Consider the following 19,320-nt stretch of genomic DNA (forward strand, 5'->3'; position numbering starts at 1 on the left):
AAAACGTGGGCGAAAAAGCCGCTCGCTCCCGTCGGTCGTTCGCGGTACAACCGCTTAGGTGAGACCGTACCGCAGCAGCACCACAACGGCGCAGCGACAGCACCGCAACGGCACCGCGTCGCGACTGCACTCCGAACCGCCTTTGACCCACGACTCGGAACTGTCGGCCATGACCGAGGGGGACATCGACGATCAGGTCACGCATCACGACGCACTCATCAACGGCGTGCGACTGCACTACGTCACTGCAGGCCCCAAGGACGGCGACCTTGTCGTCCTGCTGCACGGCTTCCCGGAGTTCTGGTACTCCTGGCGCAACCAGATCCCCGCACTCGTCGAGGAGGGATACCGCGTCGCCGCGCTCGACATGCGCGGGTACAACGAGTCCGAGAAACCACAGGACGTCGAGAGCTACGAGATCGAACAGCTCGTCGGCGACGTCGTCGGGTTCATCGACCACCTCGGCGAGGAGTCGGCCCACGTCGTGAGCCACGACTGGGGCGGAGCGGTCGCCTGGGCGCTCGGTATCGCCCAGCCAGAAGTCATCGACAAACTGGTCGTCATGAACGCGCCGCACCCGGCCGCGTTCGCCCGCAACCTCGATCTCGATCAGTTGAAACGCTCGTGGTACGTCCTTTTCTTCCAGATTCCGATGCTCCCCGAGTGGCTCCTGACTGCCGACGACGGGCAACTCGTGGGCGACCTGTTCCGCGACCAGGCCGCCGATCCCGACGCGTTCAGCGAGGACGACGTCGAACGCTACAAGGAGGCGTTCACCAAGCCCGGCGCGGCGACCGGCGCGATCAACTACTACCGGTCGTATTTCCGAGCCATCGCGGAACCGATGGCCAGGAGCGCGCTGCCGGTCGTCGGCCAGTTCTTCGACCCGCCGGGCAGCGAGGAGATTCCCGTCGAGACGCTGCTTTTGTGGGGCGAACAGGACGAGGCGCTCGGCGTCGACCTCTCGATGGGCCTCGACGAGTGGGTGCCCGACATCCAGGTCGAGCGGTATCCGGCGGCGAGCCACTGGGTGCAGTGTGACGCCCCCGAGCAAGTCAACGCGGACCTGATCGACTTCCTCGCCGACTGATCGTCACCGCTCGATCAGCACGCAGTCCCGAATCTCCAGCGCGGACGCGAACTCGTCGCTGCGGTCGTTGCGCCGCCCGTACCGACCGAGTTGTTCGTGATGGGCGCGCCGGACGGCGTCGACCTCTCGCGGCGTGAAGTCCAGCCGCTCGCCGATGGTCTCCCAGTGGCCGTCCTCGACGAAGAAAGCCGTGTAATCGTCGGTCTCGTAGGCGACCTCGTACTCCCGGTCGTAGGTATCGAGTCGGGGACCGAGGTCGGCCTGTACCAGATCGACGAGGTCGGGGAGTCGCTGCGGGCCGACGCTGGCTTTCGCCGCCGTCAGCAGCAGAATCTGACCGTCGATCGGGTCGCCCGCCATCAGCCACCCGCGCGCATCGCCTTCTGGGAGAACCGCTCGACCAATGAGTCGAGCGTCTCCTCGCTGCCCTCGAAGGAAACAGTAATCTCGGTCAGCGTCACCGACGGTCCGATGGACGCTTCGCCGACGGTAAGCGTGGCGGTCCAGTCGTCGGCCGCGACGCGCGCCGGCTCGTCGTCCTCCGGGTCACCGTCGACGAGTTCACCGCCGAGATTGGTCAGGTAGTGGACCGCGAGCCGCTTGGAGATACCCCGGAAGGATTTCTCGCGCTCCATCCTCACTCCCTCGCCGCGGGACGGCGGTCGGGGTCGGCGCCGCCCGCGACCGGCGGGAACACGGAGAGCGTGTCGCCGTCGTCCAGCGACGTCGCCGACCCCGCCATGTGGACGACGTTCCGACCGTTCTTGAGGATGCTCAGCTGTGCGCGGACCTCGCCGTCCTCGTCGAGCAGGCGATCGTTCATGTCCGGGTACTCCTTCTGCAGCGTCGAGAGCACGTCGCCGACAGTCGCGTCGTCGGGGACCTCCCGATCGACGACCTTCTGCCCGACGATCGCGCGAAACGTCGCGAAAAAGCGGAGTTCGAGGTGCATATCCATGGCAGGGTCGCAGGACGTATAAATCTCGTCGGGGATCAGAGGTCCTGCAGCCGGATGCCGTCCTCGACGAGGCGGTGGTGGCGCTCGCGGTCGAGGCGGTCGGCCAGGTCGTCGTGTTCGTACAACTGGCCGATGCAGTCGGCCATGAGGTTGCGCCAGGCGATGGCGTAGATGGGCGACTGGCCCCACGCGCGCATCTCCGGAACGAACTCGTCGTAGGCCTCCAGGCGCTCCTCCATCAGTTCGATGGCGTCGAGGACGTAGCCCGCGGCCTCGCCGTCGTCGTCCGCCTGCTCGACGGCGCGGTTGATGCGTTGTTCCCACCCTTCGACGGCACGGTGCATGTCCTGAGCTGCGACCTGGCCGTCTTCGGGCAGTGAGTCGAGAATCGGCTGCGGAATCGACAGAGATACCTCGTTCATGGCTACCGGGTCGCACGGCAGCGACTAAAGCCTCCCGGCGACGGGACTGCCTGCGTGCACGAGCCCCTCGCGACGTGACAGACAGGAAGAAAACAGGTCGGCGAGCGCTCAGTTCGACGGGAGCGCGTACTGCAGTTCCTTGCCGTCGACGGTGGTCGTCAGCGTGATCGACGAGCTGCCGAACGAGGCGGGCTGCTCCGGAATCGGCGGCTGCTCGCCGATCTGCGCGTCGGCAGTCGTCGCGGAGAACTGGCCACCGGCGACCACGTACAGCGTCTCACCGGCGGTCAGTTCCTCGGAGAGCGTGACGGTCCCGTAGGTCGTCAGTCGGCTCCCGACCTCGATCTCCGTGCCGGCCGGAATCGAGCCGTCCTTCAGTTCGAGCGCGAGCACGTTCCCGTCGGCCGTCGTCGAGAGCGAGGCGCGGGGGGCCGCCGCCCAGTCGGGCTGGGCTGCGGTCGCCGTGCCGATCTCGGAGACGGAGTAGTTCATCGTCGCCGTCTGCGTCTCGCCGTCGGATTCGAGCGTCGCGGTGATGTCGGCCCGCCGGACGATCCCGTCGTCGGTGACGAGGACCGTCCCGCTGGCGTCGGTCGCGTTCTGGACGGTGTTCAGCGGTGAGCTGGACACAGAGGAGTTGAAGCGGCCGATATCGAAGCGATACATCTCTTGTCCGTCGAGTGTCGTGGTTCCGTCGCGCGAGAGGGACACACCGGAAAGGGTCGCAGTGGGAATTATCCGGAAAATGGCTGCGGAGAAACTATAGCTCATCGACATCGGGGTCGAGCCCTGGCTGATCGTCACCGGCGGCGTCGCCGACGCGTTGCGCTTGGCGACGACCGATCCGGACGACCAGTACTCGTCACTCGTGCCGGCAGTCTCGTTCGTCCGCACGAACGCGTCGCCGTCCGAGCCGTTGGTGTACTCGATGCGGGCGACCCGGGACCCCATCTCGACCCGCATCTCTTCGGTGAAGTGCGTGTCGTTCGAATACAGCGACTCGAAGTGGTTCGCCCACAGAGCGGTCGCGTTGTAGACGCCCGCCGACTCGTTGACGCCGGGGAGCGCAGAGACGTCCGACAGCGAATCCTGGGAGCCGTTCGCAGAGGCGTTGTTCGCGTCCGGCGTCGCCGTTCCGCCCGGCGATCCGCCGTTACAACCAGCGAGGACGAGCATCGCCGCGACCGCGACGGCGAGCAGTTGTCGCTTCATGCCTTGCCGACACAGGCAGCAGAAGTATAAACGTACTGACTTTCAGGCGGCCAGAACAGTTTTCTATGCCTACAGTTCTTCGACGTGGCGGACCTCGCTGGCGATCCCCCGCGTCGACTCGGCCATCTCCGGCCCGCTCATCTCGGCCCGGCCGACGCCGAACGCCGACGGTCCCTCGATGACGACCTCGTCGCCCGGCCGGATGTCGTCGCTGGCGTCGACGACGCCCGGCGCGAGGACGCTCCCGTGAGGGACGAAGTCGTCGATCTCGACGCGTTTGACCGGCGCGTCGCTCTCGACCCACCGCTTCCCGCCGGCCAGCGTCAGCGACAGCATCCCGTACTGGGGAACCATCGCCGCCAGTTGTTCGCCGTCGCCGTCGTGTGCGCGGAGCTTCGGATAGCGCGAGCGGGTCTGGAGGTCCGGGAAGATCGCCTCGCCGGCGCCCTCGCCGAACTGGTAGTCCGCGATGGCGCGGATGGTGTTGTGTTCGCGCTCGCGTTTCGGGTACTTCAGTTCGCCCTCGAGTTCGGTCCCGAGGTTCGAGAGCGACTCGCTCGTCGTCGGGTGGTCGTCGACGGTGAACACCGGTTCGACGTCGAGGTCGGCCGTCGCTCGCTCGACGATCTCCCGGTAGCCTTCCGGCGGGACGTGGGCGATCACTTTCGGGTAGTCGTTGCGCCGGAGGTAGGCTTCGAGCACGTCGCTGACGAACTCGATCTCCGTGGCGGTCCACTCGCCGGTGACGACCGAATCGTAGTGCTGGGCGGGGTACGTGGTTTCGAGTTCCTGGGGCACGACGCCGATGGGCGAGGTCATCGAGGCGACGTGGGCGCGCCACTGGATGACGTCGTGGTACTGCCCGTGGCTCTGGGACTCGCTGTACGGCTTCGTCGCCGAGCACGGCACGAGGACGAGCGGGCTCGAAAACCGACTCCGATACCGGTCGGTCACGCGCTGGGCGAACCGCTGGATCTCGACCCGCCGGATGGAGTCGTCGGTGGCCGCAGTGATCTCCGCGCGCCGGAGGACGGGCGTGCGCTGCTCGACGTACCCGTACTGCTGGTCGAGTCGCCGGAACGTGGCGGTGAGCCACTGGTCCTGGCGGGCCTGGCCCTCGACGTAATCGCGGAGGCGGCCGTCCCGAATCCGGCGGCGGACGCGTCGGAGTTCCGCGCGGAGCGCGTTGGCGTTGTGTTCGGCGCAGTCCTCACGGGTGAACTCCTCGCGGGGCTGTTGGCAGGCCGGACAGGCACAGGGAAGTTCGTCCAGGTCTTCCAGGAAGTACTCGTCGTCGGTGGTCTGGTAGAAGCCCCTGGTGCCTCGAACGACGGCGCGGTCGGTGTCGACCAGGTCGACGCCCGCGTACGCGAGCGTCGCGACGTTCCGCGCCGTCGCGACCCCGGAGAGGTACAGCGCGCTGTCGGCGGGAATGGCCTCGCGGGTCTGAATGATCGCGTCGACGAACGCCCGCGCGTGGCCGACGTAGCCTGCGGCGTTCGACAGCACGTACGCGTCGCTCCCGTGGTCGGTCGCGGTCTCGGGCGAGACGACGGCCGCGTTCGGGTAGTCGACGTCCGGATAGTCGACGGCGAAGGCCTGCTGGACGTCCTCGGGCGTCCCCGCTGGGAGGCCACGGTGGGGGAGTACCGTCAGTTCCGTCTCGTCGCCGTCCGGGCGGTCGCGCTCCTCGGGCCAGAGACTGCCCGCGTCGGTGACGACGTCGTCGGCGACGGCGGGCGTCGTGAGCGGCTCGGCGAGCCGCAGTTCCCCGATGCGGGCGGCCCCGTCCCGCTCGTGGATCTCGAAATACTCTGTCATGCCATCCCCTCGGGGGAGCGCGGCCAACTATCTTTCCTTCGCGAGAACGGCGACGGGGCCACAGCGTCCCGTCAGCTCTCGATCTTCTGGACGATGCGCATCGCCGCATCGACGGCCGTGTCCGCGTCGACCGGCTTCTTGAGCAGGACGCTCTCGATGCTCCACTCGTCGCTCCCTTTCAGCTTGCCAGTCCTGACCTCGCTGTCCTCGTGAACCGAGCTGGCCGCGTTGGCCGCCCAGTCCGGCGTCCGGATCGTATCGAACGCGTCCGGGTCCCTGATGCGGACGTGGACGTACTCGTCACCGTCCTCGACGGCTCGGATCTGCGCGCGCGTTCCGGGGATCTGCGTCGGCGGGAGTTGCTGTTGCTGTGACTGCGGTTGCTGCTGGAACCCCTGGCGTTCGCCGGCCTGGTGTGTCTCCGCAGGTCTCTGTCGGTGCTGGGGCTGTTGTACCTGGGCCTGGCCCGAGAGTTGCTGTGGGTGCTGCTGGATCGGCTGTTGCTGTGAGTGCTGCTGAACGGGCTGTTGCTGTGGCTGTTGTTGAACGGGCTGTTGCTGAGAGTGCTGCTGGACCGGCTGTGTCTGGGGCGCTTGCTGTGAGTGCTGTATTCGCTGGCCCTGCTGCTGTGGAGGCTGTGGCTGCTGGCTCTGCTGGAACTGCTGTTCCTGTCGTGGCTGTCGTTCCTGCACCGGCTGCTGGGATTGCTGGAGCGGGAGCGCGGCCTGTGGCTGCCCACCGCCCTGCTGCTGTGGCACCGGCTGGATCGGTTGTGCCGACAGTTGGTGGCCCGGGACGGGTTTGAACTGCCGTTGGGACGGCTGCTGTCCGGGCTGTCCCTGGACGGACTGTTGGTGGCTTCGCGGGTCGCGCTGCTGAGAACTGGGTTGGTATCCGGTCATGAGTATGGCCTCCTGGGGTGTGGAGCTGGTGCGCACGCCGACGCGAATCAGTGACCGCACCGGGCGTTCCACGTCCAGCAGCAAAACGGTGCGGGCGAACCCGTGCGACGAGCGATCACAGTTGCCCGACCACGACACCGAGACCGTACAGCAGCACCGCACCCGCCATCAGATAGGCGAGCCAGGAATCAGTCGCGTCCCCCGCCTGGTCCTGTCGTCGAAGTCCGTACAGCCCGCCGATCAGGATGAGTGCACTCGCCACCACAGCGATGCCAGTAACGGGTGTCAAGCCAGTCTCGCGCACACTTATCGCACTATCGACCACGGTGACAGCGCCGTACAGCGCGAGAGATCCGTTGAACAGCGTCGATCGGTCCATAGCAGTCGTCCGAAGTTGTTCCCGCGAGCCAGCAAAACCCTGTGGTCAGTCCCAGTCGCCGTCCTCGACGCCGAGTTGGTAGACCGACACCTCGTCGGGAACCGCCGCCAGCGCCGTCTCGGGCCAGTCGTGATACGCCAGCGTGAACGTCGCGTCCGGATTGGCCGCGACCAGTCGACTGACGCCCTCGGCGGCCTGTTCGTAGGCCTGCACGTCCAGCCGTTCGGGTACCTCCGCGTTCAGCGGATACACGTCCGAGAGGTCCCGCGGGAACGGGCCGAAGGGCGGGGTGACGCGCCAGGTCTCGTCGTAGGCCTCGTTCGTGTCGCCCTCGCTGAGCAGCACGTTCCCCTCGGCGTTCAGCCGCTCCAGTCGCTGGTGGTGGCGCAGCACCTCCGGCCGCGCGGCGCTCTCCGAGGAGAGGTAGAAAAAGGCGTCCTTCGAGACCGGGTCTGTTTCTTCCAGTTGCGCGGCGTGGTCGACGAGCGCGCGGTAGCCGTCGAGCATCGTCGGGTGCCCGCGTGCGCGCGTCTCGACGAGTTCCAGTAGGTTGCCCCGGCGGATCGCCTGCTTGATGCGGCGCATCTCGCCGTAGGTGACGTGGAGGTTGTGTTCGGCCAGGAGTCGCTCGCGCTCGCGGGCGTTCTCGGCTTCCAGCTCGTCGGGCGTCGTCGACGCACAGACGGGACACTCACACGGGAAGTAGTCGAGGTCTTCGAGGTGTTCAGTTCCCCGGACGGTGAGGTAGCGGTCGTCGCGGGCGTACAGGGCGTACGCCGCCGAGTCGAACAGGTCACAGCCCATCGCCACCGCGAGCGCGAACATCATGGGATGGCCCGCGCCGAACAGGTGGACCGGCGCGTCCTCGCCGAGGCCCCGCTTTGCGGCCGCGACCAGGTCGATCATGTCTGCGTACCGATAGTTATTCAGCAGCGGAACGACCGCACCCACCGGGAAGACGTCCAGGTCCGTCCCGTCGGCGTGGTCGGCCGCCGCCTCCCTGAGATCGGGATAGGTCGACCCCTGGATGGGACCGTTGACGAGCATGTCGCCCGTGTCGACGGTTTCGGCGAGTTCGAGGCGCTCCTGGGTCGTCGCCAGTTCCTCTTCTGCCTGCTCGCGGGGAACGTCGGGCGGCGTCGGGATGTCCACCGGCGTCCCGATGTCCGAGCCGATGTCGCGCTGGAACTGGAGGATCTCCTCGGTGTCGACGTCGATCGTGCCGTACTCGGCGAGCTGAAACGATCCCGAGTCAGTCATGATCGCACCCGAGAAGTCGTAGAGGTCGTGGATGCCTCGCTCCAGAACGTCCTCGCGGTGTTCGTCGGAGCCGTAGAGGCTGTAGGCGTTCGTGATGAGGATCTCCGCCCCGAACTTCGCTTCGAGGACGCTGGGTTCGATGGTCCGGACGTGGGGGTTGATGACCGGCAGCAACGCCGGCGTCTCGACGGTCACGCCCGCTCGGGGAACTTCGAGTTCCCCGATGCGGCCGGCCGCGTCCCAGTCCCTGACCTCGAAGCACTCGCGCATTGCACCGGCGTAGTGGGGGTGCCCGCCTAAGGGTTCCGTTCCGGGTTACTCGCCGAACGCGGCGTAGTAGAGCACGCCGAGCGCCGTTCGCCCGTCGCGCAGCTCGTCGTCGCGCACCGCGGCTTCGAGGTCCGCGAAGTCCGCCGTCGTCACGCGGATGCTCTCGTTGTGATCCAGATCCTGCTCGCCCGTCGGTTCGCAGCCCTCGGCGACGAAGTAGTGAAAGACCGCGTCCGCGATGCCGTTGGCCGGTTCGACCGTCGTCAGGTGGTCGACCGCCTCGGCCTCGTACCCCGTCTCTTCTTCGAGTTCGCGCCGTGCGGTCGTCGCCAGGTCGTCCGCGTCGCTCGCTTCGACGCCGCCCGCCGGGAACCCGCGGTTGACGCGCTTTACCGCCTGTCGCCACTCCTCGATGAGGACGACCTCCCCGTCGGGCGTGAAGGGAACGATCACGACGCTCTCGCTCTCGGAGAGGTAGTCGTAGTCGGTCTCCGTGCCGTCGGGGAGGCGCACGCGCTCGCGCTGGATGTCGAAGCCCGGGCACATGTACGCCGTCTCCCCGTACAGCGTCTCCCAGGCGAGCGGCTCGGCGTCGCCACCGTCGGTTTCGTCCCGTCCCGTCGCATCGCCAGTTCCCTCGGTCATTACCAGTTCTCTCTCGCTCGTCACCCAAAAGCACGCCCAAACCCCGCACAATCGGCGCCCCGTTTGCACGCACGACCTGTTGGCAGTTTGTCCCCCTACTCGTCCCCGTCGGGATCGTACGCCCGCCCGATGTCGAACTTCGGCGCGCCGACGCCGAGCACCCGGGTTCGATCGGGCGCGTCTGCGGGGTTGTACGGCCGAATCGGACTCTCGGGTTCGGCCACGAACACCTCGCCCGCCGGGACGGTGAACGTCTCCTCGGGCGTCTCGACCGACAGTTCGCCGTCGAGAACGTAGAATATCTCTTCGCGCTGTTCGTGGTAGTGATACTGGGTCGCGAGCTGCTCGCCGGGCGCCAGGTCGTACACCGCGGCCGCGAGTTGGGCGAGTTCGGCGGCCTCAGTAATCGACCGGCGGTCGCAGGAGTGGTCCGGCGAGTCAGCCAGTTCCTCGGGGTCCAGCACGTGATAGCCCATATCGAGACGAGGTCGGCTGCGGTAATGAAACGGCCCCCTCGGCAGCGCCGAACCGATTTCCGGCGATGCCGGGGCTTTCGAGGGATAAGCCCTGTATTACAACGAGCAGTGCGGGCATCGAGACGAGTCGAGATGAGCACCGAGAATCTACCTCGCGCCACGGACGAGACCTGCCCGTGGTGTGGCGAGTCGATCACGTCCGCCGCCGACCCCGTCATGGTCGTCCCGAAACGCGGCCGGTCCCGCGAAGAGATCATGCACCATCACTGTGCGGTCGAGTGGGAGACGTTCATCGAACACGCCCGCGACCTCGCCAGTTCCGGCAAGCGCTGGCCGCTGATCGAGAGTCCGCTACAGAAAGGGTGGGAGTTCGAGACGGGGAGCAGAGAGTAACGATCAGAGGAACCAGCGGACTCGTTCGTTCCCCGACTGCCGTCACTCTCTCCGGAGGTTCGTCACTGTCAACACGTCCTGCAGGTGCTCCGTCTCGAAGTCGGCATCCGTAACGACGAGTTCATCACCGGTGGAGCGGGCAGTCGCCGCGATCAGTGCATCTCCAGTCGATAACCGAATCCCGTCGTTCATCATCTCGTCTTGGAGCCTCGCTGCTTCCAGTGCAATCTGTTCGGTGAAATCGAGAGTTTGCACACCGCCAAAGCCCCGGCGTGCTTCGACGACGTCAGTCTTTCCGGCCCCCAGAAGTCCGTCGAGTACCTCGTAGACACAGACGGCAGACGTAAAGAACGGTTCACGCCCGTCGAGATACTCGACGACCGCAGTGTCGTCGCTCATGTAGTCGATGATCGCAGAGCTATCGAGAAAGACCATCTACTCCCAGTTCTCCCGCGCCGAGCGAATTCGATCTTTCGCCTGTGCGGCTTCCTCAGAGGACAGAATGCCCTTCTTGATCGGCGTCTCGTCGGTCGTAATTCGCGTCAGGAACTCGTCCCACGTCTCGTCGTCGCGTTTCAGATCGTCGAGTCGTTCCTTCGTCGAGGAATCGACCGGGATCGACGTTCGGCTCATATTAATTCATACTGAATTCATCGGTTAGTAGCTTTCCCCAGTGGGTTACACAGCCCCCAAACGCCTGTCTCGTTTCGCGGGAAGTGTGAGGCCGGCGCAGATAGTCGAACCGCGTCAGACGTGCTCGCTTCGCTGCGCGCGACTGACTGGCTCGAATCTCCGTGGCCCATTCCCCACAACGGACACGCGTCGCTGTCGCTTCTCGTGGTTGCGTTGCGGGAGAAGTGGGCCGGCGCAGATAGTCGAACCACGCCCAGAGGTACCTGCTCGCTACGCTGCGCGGGCTTGCCTCTGGTCTACTTCGAATCTGCTTCGGCTGCAGTTTTTCACGCTCCTCCGCGACGCCTCGCTGTCGCTCGGCGTCGAGTCGTCGCGGAAAAATGGGCCGGCGCAGATTCGAACTGCGGTTACGGCCACCCGAAGGCCGAAGGATACCAAGCTACCCCACCGGCCCGCACGGTAGCAACCGAAGGAAAGGCCGGCCCAGTTTTAACCGTTGCGAAGTCGCAGTCAGCTCCCGCGCCGCTCACTCGATCGCGTACTGCTCGTACCGCCGGCCGACGGCCCGAAACGACCACCAACAGAGAACCAGCGCGACCAGCAACGGCACCGCGAACCCGCCCCAGTGGACCCACTCGGTCGGGATTCCGGCGACGTCGGCACCGACGCCCTGCAGCGCCGTCGCCACGTCGCCAGCGACGCCCACTCCTTCGCTGGCCAGCAAGCCGAACGGGAGCGCGAGCAGTCCCCCGATCAGCAACGCGAAGGCCTGCTTCGTGGCGCCGGGGGCCAGCGCCGACCCGACCGCGACGGCACCGGGACCCGCGAGCGCGAGCGAGTAGATCACGATGGCGCTCAGACTCGGCGGGACCACCTCGCGGTCGCTCCCGACGCGTACCGAGTCGAACCGCGGGAAGAGCATGCCGACGGCGGGAGCAGCCGTGACGGCCAGCAGCGAGAGCACGGTCACGATCGCGACCAGCAGGCCGACCTCGACGGGCGTGTACGGGCCGTACGTTCCGGACCCCACAGTCCCGACGAGGCCGAGCGGGAGTCCGAGAAGCAATCCGGGGAGGGCCAGCCCCAGCGCGAACTGGCGACCGGACGCGAGCGAGGTGAGCGTCGCGGGCAGCACGGGTCCCTCGTCACCGAGGGGATTGAGCCCGAACGCCGCGCCGGCCAGCCACGGAACGGTGAGCGCGAGCACGGGCGGCAGGACGGCGAACAGCGACCCGAACCGGGCGACGTTGACGAGCATCGAGCCGAGGAAGACGACCGGCAGGAAGACGAACGTGAGCCGCGCCGGGTTCCGGCGGGCGACGACCACTGACCGCTGAGCCACTCGCAGGGTGGGCTGGCTCAGCGACGGGAATGCGACGGGACGGGCCGCAGCAGCGAGCGGATCCGCCGCGCTCCCGGTGTCGGTCCGCGCCTTCGCCTGCGCGACCTCGTGTTCGACGGTGTCGCCGAACCAGAGCGCGGTCGCGATGCGGTCGAGCACGAGCCCCCAGCCGAGAATCCAGGCCACCGCAGCACCGCCCGCGACGGCCGCCCGGACCGGTGACCCCACGATCGGCGAGCCCACGACTGCGAGGTCGACCAGCCAACTCACGGGGAGGTACCCGAGGAGCGACGTGAACCCGCCGTCGCCGAAGTTCTGGAGCGCGACGTAGGCGCCGACGAACCCGACGACGGCGACGCCGGCGAGCACGGACTTGTAGCGAGCGACGAATCGAACGCGGGCGACCAGCAACTTCGCAGCGAGGCCGATGGCGGCGCCGAACACGAGCGCCGAGAGCACGAAGAGCACGGCCGCGAGCAGGAGGAACGGCGCGGTGAGCGGCGAGGCGGTCGCGTAGACGAACGCGCCGCCGACCAGCGCCACCGGGAGCGCCACGTAGGCGGCCGCACGCAGGAACTCGGCGCTGAGCAGCCCCACGAGGACCGATCGGACAGAGACGGTCATCAGCATCAGCGACTCGTTGTCGATGCGGTCGTGGCGCGACCCCGCTCGTTGGGCGAAGATGAACGTCGCGAACAGCCACTGGAGGCCGAACGTGCCCCGTATCTCGTTCGTGAGCGGGAACGAGGAGAGACCGCTCGCGAACCGGAGGACGAGCCACGCGCCGAACAGCACGAACAGCGAGACGAACGCACCGCCGATCCCCAGGAACAGCAGTCGCGTCCTGTCGGACCGAAGCCCCCGGAGCGTGCGCCGGAACTCCTGGCGACCGATCGCGAGGCCGTGGGTCGGCCAGCCGGGTTCAGGCATCCGTCGACCCCTCGGTGGCGACCGCTGCCCCGTCCTCGGTCGCGGGGTCCTCGCTCGTCACGTCGAGGAACACGTCTTCGAGCGTCCGCCCCGTCCCCTCCGTCACACCCGCTTCGGCCTGCCGTTTGAGATCGGCCGGTGGCCCCTCGGCGACGAGGCGGCCGTCAGAAAGGACGCCGACGGTGTCGGCGTGCTCGTCGACCACGGGAAGGATGTGCGTCGAGAGGAAGATGGTCGCGCCCTCGTCCGCGAGGCCGTCGATCATGGTCCGGATCGTGCGTGCGGCGCGCGGGTCGAGCCCGCTCGTCGGTTCGTCGAGGAAGAGCACGTCCGGGTCGTGCAGCAGCGACTGGATGAACGCCGTCTTCTGGCGCATCCCCTTCGAGTAGGTGTCGATGCGCCGGTCGGCGTCGTCGGCCAGGTCCAGGCGCGCGAGCAGGTCCTCGATGCGTTCCTCGGCGTGGCCGGACGGGAGGTCACGGAGGCCGGCGACGTAGGTCAACTGCTCGCGCGCGGTGAGTTCGTTGTACAGCGGCGGTTCCTCGGGGAGGTAGCCGACGCGCTGGATGAGTCGCTCGCGGTCGGTCACCGAAACGCCCGCGACGCTGGCCGTGCCGCTCGTGGGCCGCGTCAGCGAGGTGAGCATCCGCATCGTCGTGGTCTTGCCGGCCCCGTTCGGGCCGAGAAAGCCATACACCACGCCCTCGGGAACCGCGAGATCGAGGGCGTCGACGGCGACCGTCTCGCCATAGCGTTTCGTCAGGGCGGTCGTCTCGATCGCTGGCATGTTGCGATACTGTTCTCCGGACACATACAAAAGCGCAGAGCCACGTTTTCGAGGTCAGAAAGTCGTCGCAACCCAGGAACCGACCATACATTCTTGGCCCGTCGTCCGGACACCTCGCGTATGCACGTCGGCATCGTTTCGGACACGCACGACAACTACAGCGCCGCCGAGCGCGCAGCCGAACTGTTCGCCGACCGCGGCGTCGAGACCGTTCTCCACTGCGGCGACTTCATCGCTCCGCCGCTGCTCGCGGCGTTCGACGGGCACGACTTCGCGTTTCACGGGGTCCTCGGCAACAACGACGGCGAACTGGACGGCCTCGAAACGACGATCGACGGGCTAGGGCCGGAGAGCCAGCTCCACGGCCGCTACGCGACGCTCGAACTCGGCGGAAAGCGGATTCACATGCTCCACGGCGACCAGGGCATCGAGACGGTCAACGCACGCGCCGAGTCCGGCGAGTACGACTACGTACTCTACGGGCACTTCCACGTCGCCGAACAGCGCGACGTCGACGGGACGACCGTCGTCAACCCGGGCGCCCACTTCCCGACAGTCCCCGCGGAAAACCGGAGCGTCGCGGTGTTAGACACCGAAACCGACGAAACCGAGTTCGTCGAGATAACGGGCTGAACTCACACTTCGTCCACCCGCACACCGCAGCTATCATCCGTTCATTGAAGAGGCCAATGTGACCCAATCGTTTTTGTACTACGATCGACTACATACGACTACATACAGGGAAAAACGATGCCAGTAGACCTCCGTACCCACGACCCAGACGACGGCGTCGACATCGACCCCGGGACGAACAAGGCCAAGATCATCAAATTGCTCTACAGCAACCCACATCTCGGATATAAACCATCTGAAATACATACTAATCTCGACATCCCGAAAGGAAGCGTGACGACGACGCTTCTCCGTCTCTGCGAATCTGATCACATAGGGAAGACCACCGACGGGTACTATCACGCACTCGAATCCCGTGACGATCTCCGCCGGTTCGCAACGGGGCTCGTCCAGGTTGAGGATCTCACTTCGCGGTATGCAGGTGACGAACTCAGTCCGGGAGACGCTGAGCAAACGCGATCCCGTGAAGAACGGCTCGAAAATATTACGGAATCAGAGAGAACAGCAAACGAAATCGACACTGAGCTGGCCGGGCTCGAAGACGATCTCGAATGAGCCGGTATCCCCGCGGTACAGTCGGCTTCGCTGACGACCCATTCGATGTCCACACTAACCCACGTCCTGTCGTAATTCTCTCACCCGAAAATCGCCCGTATGGACACGAGGAGAGTACGATAGTCTGTCTCGGTTCCAACGCCGAAGAGAGATACGAGTACCACACTCCACACCTTGCGAACGAGTACATAGACGGGGCTCGATTTCCACAAGAAGACCTACGTCTTGCCGTGGGCACTGTACACGATCCCGCTAGGGACGATCGACGAGTCTGAACCGATGGGTCAACTCACCGCCGACGGGATGAAACTGGTGGCACAGTCAATCTACAAGATGATGCGGAGTTGAGTGGCGACTACTTGGCGGTAAGATAACGAGCCACAGCTGTGTGGCTCACCGGCGAAGATAGTCGGGAAAAACCGGGGCCGATCAGGAGAGGTCCGGAACGAGCGGTGCGTCGGCCTCGTCGTTTACAAATTTGGCTCCGATCGTCTCGTCGAGGATGCGTCCACCGTCGGTGCGGACGCGGGTCTTGGGCATCTCTGGAACGAGCGGAGCCATCGTGTCTTCGTGAGGCCGTTCGGTCATTGTGTCTTCACGCTATCCGATGAGCTACGGGTACATAAACATCACGGTCTATAATTAACAGGGAAGTTAATGTTAGTCACAGGTCGACGGTTCACGGGAGATGGCAACCTCGAAGTGACGGCCACGCGCAGCGATAGTATGGCGGAAGACAAGCCGGTCCCGGACGACGAGTGGGAGACCGTCGTCCGGAACGTCCCGCTGGTGTCGGTCGACCTCGTCGTCGAAACCGAGAATGGTGTCGTCCTCGGGAAACGGGAGAACGAACCCGCGAAGGGCGAGTGGTTCGTCCCCGGCGGCACAGTTCGAAAACACGAGCAACTCACCGACGCAGTCCACCGGATCGCAGCGGACGAGTTGGGCATGTCAGTGACGGTCGAGCGCCAACTGGGCGTCTACGAACACTTCTACGACGTCGCCGACGTGGAAGAGGCGGAGGGCAAACACTACGTCCCGATCGGCTACCACGTTCGGCCGGCCGGCGAGGAGACGTTAGAACCCGACGACCAGCACTCCGAACTCAACGTCTTCGAGAACCCGTTCGAGGAACTGGCCCTCCATCCGTACGTCGAGGCGTATCTCGTTGATGCAGGGATCATGCCAGCCAGAGAGTGAGCGAGTGGAGAACAAACAGCCGCGGGATACGCCAGAGTGTCTGTAGAAATGCTCAAACCCGCGGTCAGCGGCCAGCGCAAGCTATAACAACTGGCTGCATACGAAATGTCCACATGAGTACGTCAATTCGGATCTCCGAGGAGACGAAACGGAAACTCGAAGCGATCAAGCGGGAGGACGAAACCTTCGACGAGTTGCTCGATCGACTCGCAGTAAGCCACACTGAGGAGGACGTCCACGAGATGGGAGGGTTTGCGGACGAAGGGATCGAGGAACACATGAGACAGACACGCGAGGAACTAAACGAATCGCTCGAAGAGCACACGCAGCGCCAGTGAGACAGTTGCTCGGCAAATCCTTGCTGTGGGAGTTTGGACGTTGCTCTCAGTACTCGGAGAACCCGTCCGTATCCAGGTAGTTGTGTGCGACCGTGATCGCATGGTCGGCGTGGAGCGCCCGCGGCGACAGTGAGACGCGGGCGTCAGCTTGCTCGGAGAGGAGCGCAGCCTCCTCGTCGGTGAAGTCGTGGTGGTCCGAGAGCACGAACACCGGATTCGCTGGGGGTTCGCGCTCGACGATCGGATCGCCGTCCTGGTGGAGTTGGACGACGGTCCCGCCGTCGGCGGCCTCCGACAGCGTCGTCGCGAAGTCCTTCCGGGAGATTGAGACCCCCGGACTGCTCTCGGCCGCCATGTGACCGATGGCCTCGTCTTTGTGTTCGAGCGCCTTGCGAACCAGTGCAGCCGTGCTGCGCTCGTCTGGGTTGAGCCGATGCAAGTCGCTGCCTTCGAAGGTGATTGTCACGTCGTCCTGGAGGACGAGCGAGACGCGAACGTCGTCACGGAGGTCGTGGGAGAGGAAAAACGCCGAGTTGACGCACCGACAGAGCACGTCGAGGCGGCCGGCTTCGCTGGGGAGTGCGTCGAGGGGAAAGTCCGGCGTCGTGGGGACGTCGTGGCCGAGCACGATGAACTGGCGCATACCGAGTGGTGCGTGGCGAGGTTCTTGAACGCCTCGTTTACACCACTGCGTCACGTCCGCAGCAGCGGCTGGTCGAACGACACGAGCGTCGGGAGACAGAGTCAGCGACGGGTTTCGGGGGACTCCCGATCACCGTCACCGTCGGCGTCGTCGGGGACGATGACCTCCGGTTCGGACTCCGACGCGTCGATCGCATCAGCACTCTGCGCCCCGGCGTCGGGAGTCGACCCGTTCTGCGTCGACGGCGGCGACTTGCCGTTGGTCCGGGACTGACCGTCGGCGACCGGGGGTTGGAAACCTCGCTCCGTCGGGCGGGCGTCGGTCGCGTCCTGCCGGTGGCGACCGATGAGTTCGTCGAGCAAGAGCGCCTCGCGGTCGGTGATGTCGTACGTCTCGGTGACGTACGCGCGTGCGTCGTCGACCTCGCCGTGGAGCAGGTAACGCCGAACCTGGAGGTACGACTCCAGGAACGGGACGTCGCCGTCGCTCGTCGCCACGTCGTCGGGCTGGAGCGATACGCCGCTCTCGTCTTCGAGGTCGGCCAGGATGTCCTCGTAGCCCAGCACTGACGGATCGTGGTCTGAATCGAGCACGCAGAGGAAGAAGTCGGAGGCGAAACGGTGGAGTTCGGACTTGGACTCGAACACGTCGGAGTCGGCGACCAACTCCTCGATGCGAGCCACGAGCGCGTCCGGATACCGCACCGTCTCTTTTCCCATACTGGGTCTGTTTCACTGACGCTACTTAATTCGTGAGGGCCACGTCAGACGAGTATCCGGTAACTAATACAACAGTTGAACCACGCTAGACGCCATACATTACCATACTGGCGGCAAAAAACGCGGCTTTATTTATCCGTCCCGTGGAGTATCTCGTAATGTCCGAGTCCGGTATCGCGGTCCGGGAGCCGGCGACAGTATTGCCCGATCCTGAAACAGCCGACAACGTCGTTTACAACCCATCGTTCGAGGAGCTTCGTTCGTTCTCCGAGCACCTGGAGACGACCACGGAGTTCGGCTCGCCGTCCTACGTGAGCGAGGAGCGCTCGCGTAACGCGGACAAGACGAAAAACGCGATCGACCACGACTTCGACGACGACGACCTGGCGCACTTCGAGGACGCCGTCACGTTCGTCGAAAACAACGAGATGGTCTGTCTGGACCGTCAGATGGGGCGCCACGACGAGCACGCCTACGTCTGCCGGTACTACGTGCCCAAAGAGTACGGGCGCATCGCGCTCGCGTGGGCGAAGCTGTTCGAGCCGGTCGACGACCCCGACCGCGAACCCGACTTCTACACCGTCCAGGTCCCCGAGTGGGACGAGACGGCTGTCCGCATCTTGCCCGACGAAGGCTTCACCGCAGTGCTGGGCAGCGATTATACCGGTGAGGCCAAGAAGTCCTTCCTCCGCCTGCACATGTACTACGCGAAACAGCAGGGCGGCCTCGGCCTTCACGCCGGCAGCAAGCGCGTCGAACTCGAACGCGACGGCGAGATGGAGACCGTCGGCCAGCTGTTCCTCGGCCTTTCGGGCACCGGGAAGTCCACGCTGACCGCGCACGGTCTCTGGCTCGACGACCCCGAGGACGCGACGATGCTCCAGGACGACGTCTGTGCGCTGCTCCCCGACGGGAGCGTCGCCGGCAGCGAGGGCCAGGGTCTGTTCATCAAGACCATCGGCCTCGAACGCGAGGAACAGCCCGGCCTCTACGACGCCGCCACCGACGAGTCTGCCGTCATCGAGAACGTCGACGTCGCCGACGACGGCACCGTCGACTTCCACAGCGACAGATACACCACGAACGGCCGCGCGGTCATCCAGCGCTCGGAACTCGCTTCCGCCGGCGAGGACATCGACCTCCCGGACGTCGACCAGGTGTTCTTCATCACGCGCAACCCGGCGATGCCGCCGGTCGCGAAACTGGACCCCGACGAGGCCGCCGCCGCGTTCATGCTCGGCGAGTCCGTCCAGACCAGCGCGGGCGACCCGTCGGCCGCCGGCGAATCCATCCGCGTCGTCGGTACGAACCCCTTCATCATGGGCTCGAAGGGCGAGGAAGGCAACCGCTTCCGCGACCTCATCGACGATCTCGACGTGGACTGCTTCGTCCTGAACACCGGCACGGTCGGCGAGAAAGACGTCGGCGTCGAGGACACCGTCTCGCTGCTTCGTGCGATCTCCCGCGAGACCGTCGAGTGGGACGGCGACGACGCGACCGGCCTGACGGTGCCCAGCGAGGTTCCCGACATGGACGTCGAGGACTTCGACGTGGCGTCGAACCTCCCGAACCACGAAGAGCGGCTGGCTGCGCTTCGCGAAGAGCGCCGTGAGTACCTCGCGCAGTTCGAGGATCTGGCCGCGGAGATCCGCGACGCCGTCTACTGAGGCTCTCAGAAACGTACTGGTTTTTGTTACGGCTGGCCTGACGGA

The 19,320-nt window shown here is 65.5% G+C and carries 25 protein-coding genes and 1 tRNA gene; 7 read left to right on the top strand and 19 right to left on the bottom strand.

What is annotated here, in order from left to right; all coding sequences use genetic code 11:
• Positions 1-169: 169 nt before the first annotated feature.
• Positions 170-1,090, top strand: coding sequence for an alpha/beta fold hydrolase (locus tag ACFR9U_RS02580; protein WP_247376990.1), 921 nt, complete (start codon positions 170-172; stop codon positions 1,088-1,090).
• A gap of 3 nt (positions 1,091-1,093) precedes the next feature.
• On the opposite strand, the gene ACFR9U_RS02585 is transcribed toward ACFR9U_RS02580, so the two are convergent.
• The 11 genes from ACFR9U_RS02585 to ACFR9U_RS02635 form a co-directional block, all read right to left on the bottom strand.
• Positions 1,094-1,450: a DUF8048 family protein gene (locus ACFR9U_RS02585; RefSeq protein ID WP_247376988.1), complete on the bottom strand. Its 357-nt coding sequence runs from the start codon at positions 1,448-1,450 to the stop codon at positions 1,094-1,096.
• Positions 1,450-1,725: a MoaD-like domain-containing protein gene (locus ACFR9U_RS02590; protein ID WP_247376986.1), complete on the bottom strand. Its 276-nt coding sequence runs from the start codon at positions 1,723-1,725 to the stop codon at positions 1,450-1,452. Before ACFR9U_RS02590 ends, ACFR9U_RS02585 begins: the two co-directional genes overlap by 1 nt.
• 2 nt (positions 1,726-1,727) lie before the next feature.
• Entirely contained in the window at positions 1,728-2,042 is a 315-nt protein-coding gene (locus ACFR9U_RS02595) for a ubiquitin-like small modifier protein 1 (protein WP_247376985.1), read from the bottom strand.
• Positions 2,043-2,083: 41 nt separating this feature from the next.
• The gene (locus ACFR9U_RS02600; protein WP_247376983.1) at positions 2,084-2,470 is read right to left on the bottom strand and encodes a hypothetical protein; all 387 of its coding nucleotides are present in this window, start codon (positions 2,468-2,470) and stop codon (positions 2,084-2,086) included.
• Positions 2,471-2,578: 108 nt separating this feature from the next.
• Entirely contained in the window at positions 2,579-3,682 is a 1,104-nt protein-coding gene (locus tag ACFR9U_RS02605) for a DUF7537 family lipoprotein (protein WP_247376981.1), read from the bottom strand.
• A 69-nt stretch (positions 3,683-3,751) separates the two neighbouring features.
• Positions 3,752-5,503: an archaeosine synthase subunit alpha gene (gene arcS, locus ACFR9U_RS02610; RefSeq protein WP_247376979.1), complete on the bottom strand. Its 1,752-nt coding sequence runs from the start codon at positions 5,501-5,503 to the stop codon at positions 3,752-3,754.
• Between the two features lie 71 nt (positions 5,504-5,574).
• Positions 5,575-6,405, bottom strand: a complete 831-nt coding sequence (locus tag ACFR9U_RS02615; protein WP_247376977.1) for a hypothetical protein — start codon at positions 6,403-6,405, stop codon at positions 5,575-5,577.
• 115 nt (positions 6,406-6,520) lie between these two features.
• The gene (locus tag ACFR9U_RS02620; RefSeq protein ID WP_247376975.1) at positions 6,521-6,784 is read right to left on the bottom strand and encodes a hypothetical protein; all 264 of its coding nucleotides are present in this window, start codon (positions 6,782-6,784) and stop codon (positions 6,521-6,523) included.
• 45 nt (positions 6,785-6,829) lie between these two features.
• On the bottom strand, positions 6,830-8,314 hold the full coding sequence (gene tgtA, locus ACFR9U_RS02625) for a tRNA guanosine(15) transglycosylase TgtA (protein WP_247376974.1): 1,485 nt from the start codon (positions 8,312-8,314) through the stop codon (positions 6,830-6,832).
• Between the two features lie 45 nt (positions 8,315-8,359).
• A complete protein-coding gene (locus tag ACFR9U_RS02630; protein WP_247376972.1) occupies positions 8,360-8,959 on the bottom strand; it encodes an NUDIX hydrolase in 600 nt (199 codons plus the stop codon).
• Between the two features lie 95 nt (positions 8,960-9,054).
• Positions 9,055-9,435 carry a cupin domain-containing protein gene (locus tag ACFR9U_RS02635; RefSeq protein WP_247376970.1) on the bottom strand — a complete coding sequence of 127 codons (381 nt, stop codon included), beginning with the start codon at positions 9,433-9,435 and terminating at the stop codon, positions 9,055-9,057.
• Positions 9,436-9,567: 132 nt separating this feature from the next.
• Between ACFR9U_RS02635 and ACFR9U_RS02640 the strand changes: the two genes are divergently transcribed.
• Positions 9,568-9,828 carry a hypothetical protein gene (locus tag ACFR9U_RS02640; RefSeq protein WP_247376968.1) on the top strand — a complete coding sequence of 87 codons (261 nt, stop codon included), beginning with the start codon at positions 9,568-9,570 and terminating at the stop codon, positions 9,826-9,828.
• Positions 9,829-9,870: 42 nt separating this feature from the next.
• Here ACFR9U_RS02640 and ACFR9U_RS02645 read toward each other — a convergent pair whose 3' ends face one another.
• From ACFR9U_RS02645 to ACFR9U_RS02665, 5 genes are all read right to left on the bottom strand, one after another.
• Positions 9,871-10,263, bottom strand: coding sequence for a PIN domain-containing protein (locus tag ACFR9U_RS02645; protein ID WP_247376966.1), 393 nt, complete (start codon positions 10,261-10,263; stop codon positions 9,871-9,873).
• Positions 10,264-10,461 carry a DUF7557 family protein gene (locus ACFR9U_RS02650; RefSeq protein WP_247376965.1) on the bottom strand — a complete coding sequence of 66 codons (198 nt, stop codon included), beginning with the start codon at positions 10,459-10,461 and terminating at the stop codon, positions 10,264-10,266.
• Between the two features lie 381 nt (positions 10,462-10,842).
• Positions 10,843-10,915, bottom strand: a tRNA-Pro gene (locus tag ACFR9U_RS02655).
• Between the two features lie 72 nt (positions 10,916-10,987).
• Positions 10,988-12,733 carry a hypothetical protein gene (locus ACFR9U_RS02660; protein WP_247376962.1) on the bottom strand — a complete coding sequence of 582 codons (1,746 nt, stop codon included), beginning with the start codon at positions 12,731-12,733 and terminating at the stop codon, positions 10,988-10,990.
• Complete coding sequence (locus ACFR9U_RS02665; protein ID WP_247376960.1) at positions 12,726-13,520, bottom strand: ABC transporter ATP-binding protein; 795 nt, start codon at positions 13,518-13,520, stop codon at positions 12,726-12,728. The genes ACFR9U_RS02660 and ACFR9U_RS02665 overlap by 8 nt, the downstream gene beginning before the upstream one ends.
• Positions 13,521-13,640: 120 nt before the next feature.
• Between ACFR9U_RS02665 and ACFR9U_RS02670 the strand changes: the two genes are divergently transcribed.
• Positions 13,641-14,153 (top strand): metallophosphoesterase, encoded by a 513-nt coding sequence (locus tag ACFR9U_RS02670; protein ID WP_247376958.1) that lies wholly within the window; start codon positions 13,641-13,643, stop codon positions 14,151-14,153.
• Between the two features lie 117 nt (positions 14,154-14,270).
• Positions 14,271-14,708, top strand: a complete 438-nt coding sequence (locus ACFR9U_RS02675) for a BlaI/MecI/CopY family transcriptional regulator (RefSeq protein WP_247376956.1) — start codon at positions 14,271-14,273, stop codon at positions 14,706-14,708.
• Positions 14,709-15,137: 429 nt separating this feature from the next.
• Here ACFR9U_RS02675 and ACFR9U_RS02680 read toward each other — a convergent pair whose 3' ends face one another.
• Positions 15,138-15,296 (bottom strand): hypothetical protein, encoded by a 159-nt coding sequence (locus ACFR9U_RS02680; RefSeq protein WP_247376954.1) that lies wholly within the window; start codon positions 15,294-15,296, stop codon positions 15,138-15,140.
• Positions 15,297-15,434: 138 nt separating this feature from the next.
• On the opposite strand from ACFR9U_RS02680, the gene ACFR9U_RS02685 reads away from it, so the two are divergent.
• Positions 15,435-15,908 (top strand): GDP-mannose mannosyl hydrolase, encoded by a 474-nt coding sequence (locus tag ACFR9U_RS02685; protein ID WP_247376952.1) that lies wholly within the window; start codon positions 15,435-15,437, stop codon positions 15,906-15,908.
• A 113-nt stretch (positions 15,909-16,021) separates the two neighbouring features.
• Entirely contained in the window at positions 16,022-16,246 is a 225-nt protein-coding gene (locus ACFR9U_RS02690) for an antitoxin VapB family protein (RefSeq protein ID WP_247376950.1), read from the top strand.
• A gap of 46 nt (positions 16,247-16,292) precedes the next feature.
• Here the strand turns inward: ACFR9U_RS02690 and trmY are convergent, their stop codons facing one another.
• Together trmY and ACFR9U_RS02700 are read right to left on the bottom strand one after the other, a co-directional pair.
• Positions 16,293-16,889, bottom strand: coding sequence for a tRNA (pseudouridine(54)-N(1))-methyltransferase TrmY (gene trmY / locus ACFR9U_RS02695; RefSeq protein WP_247376949.1), 597 nt, complete (start codon positions 16,887-16,889; stop codon positions 16,293-16,295).
• A gap of 101 nt (positions 16,890-16,990) precedes the next feature.
• Entirely contained in the window at positions 16,991-17,608 is a 618-nt protein-coding gene (locus ACFR9U_RS02700) for a hypothetical protein (protein WP_247376947.1), read from the bottom strand.
• Between the two features lie 158 nt (positions 17,609-17,766).
• Between ACFR9U_RS02700 and ACFR9U_RS02705 the strand changes: the two genes are divergently transcribed.
• Positions 17,767-19,275: a phosphoenolpyruvate carboxykinase (ATP) gene (locus ACFR9U_RS02705; RefSeq protein ID WP_247376944.1), complete on the top strand. Its 1,509-nt coding sequence runs from the start codon at positions 17,767-17,769 to the stop codon at positions 19,273-19,275.
• The last annotated feature ends 45 nt before the right edge of the window (positions 19,276-19,320 follow it).

The sequence above is a fragment of the Halorientalis brevis genome (genome assembly GCF_042678165.1).
Lineage (GTDB): Archaea > Halobacteriota > Halobacteria > Halobacteriales > Haloarculaceae > Halorientalis > Halorientalis brevis.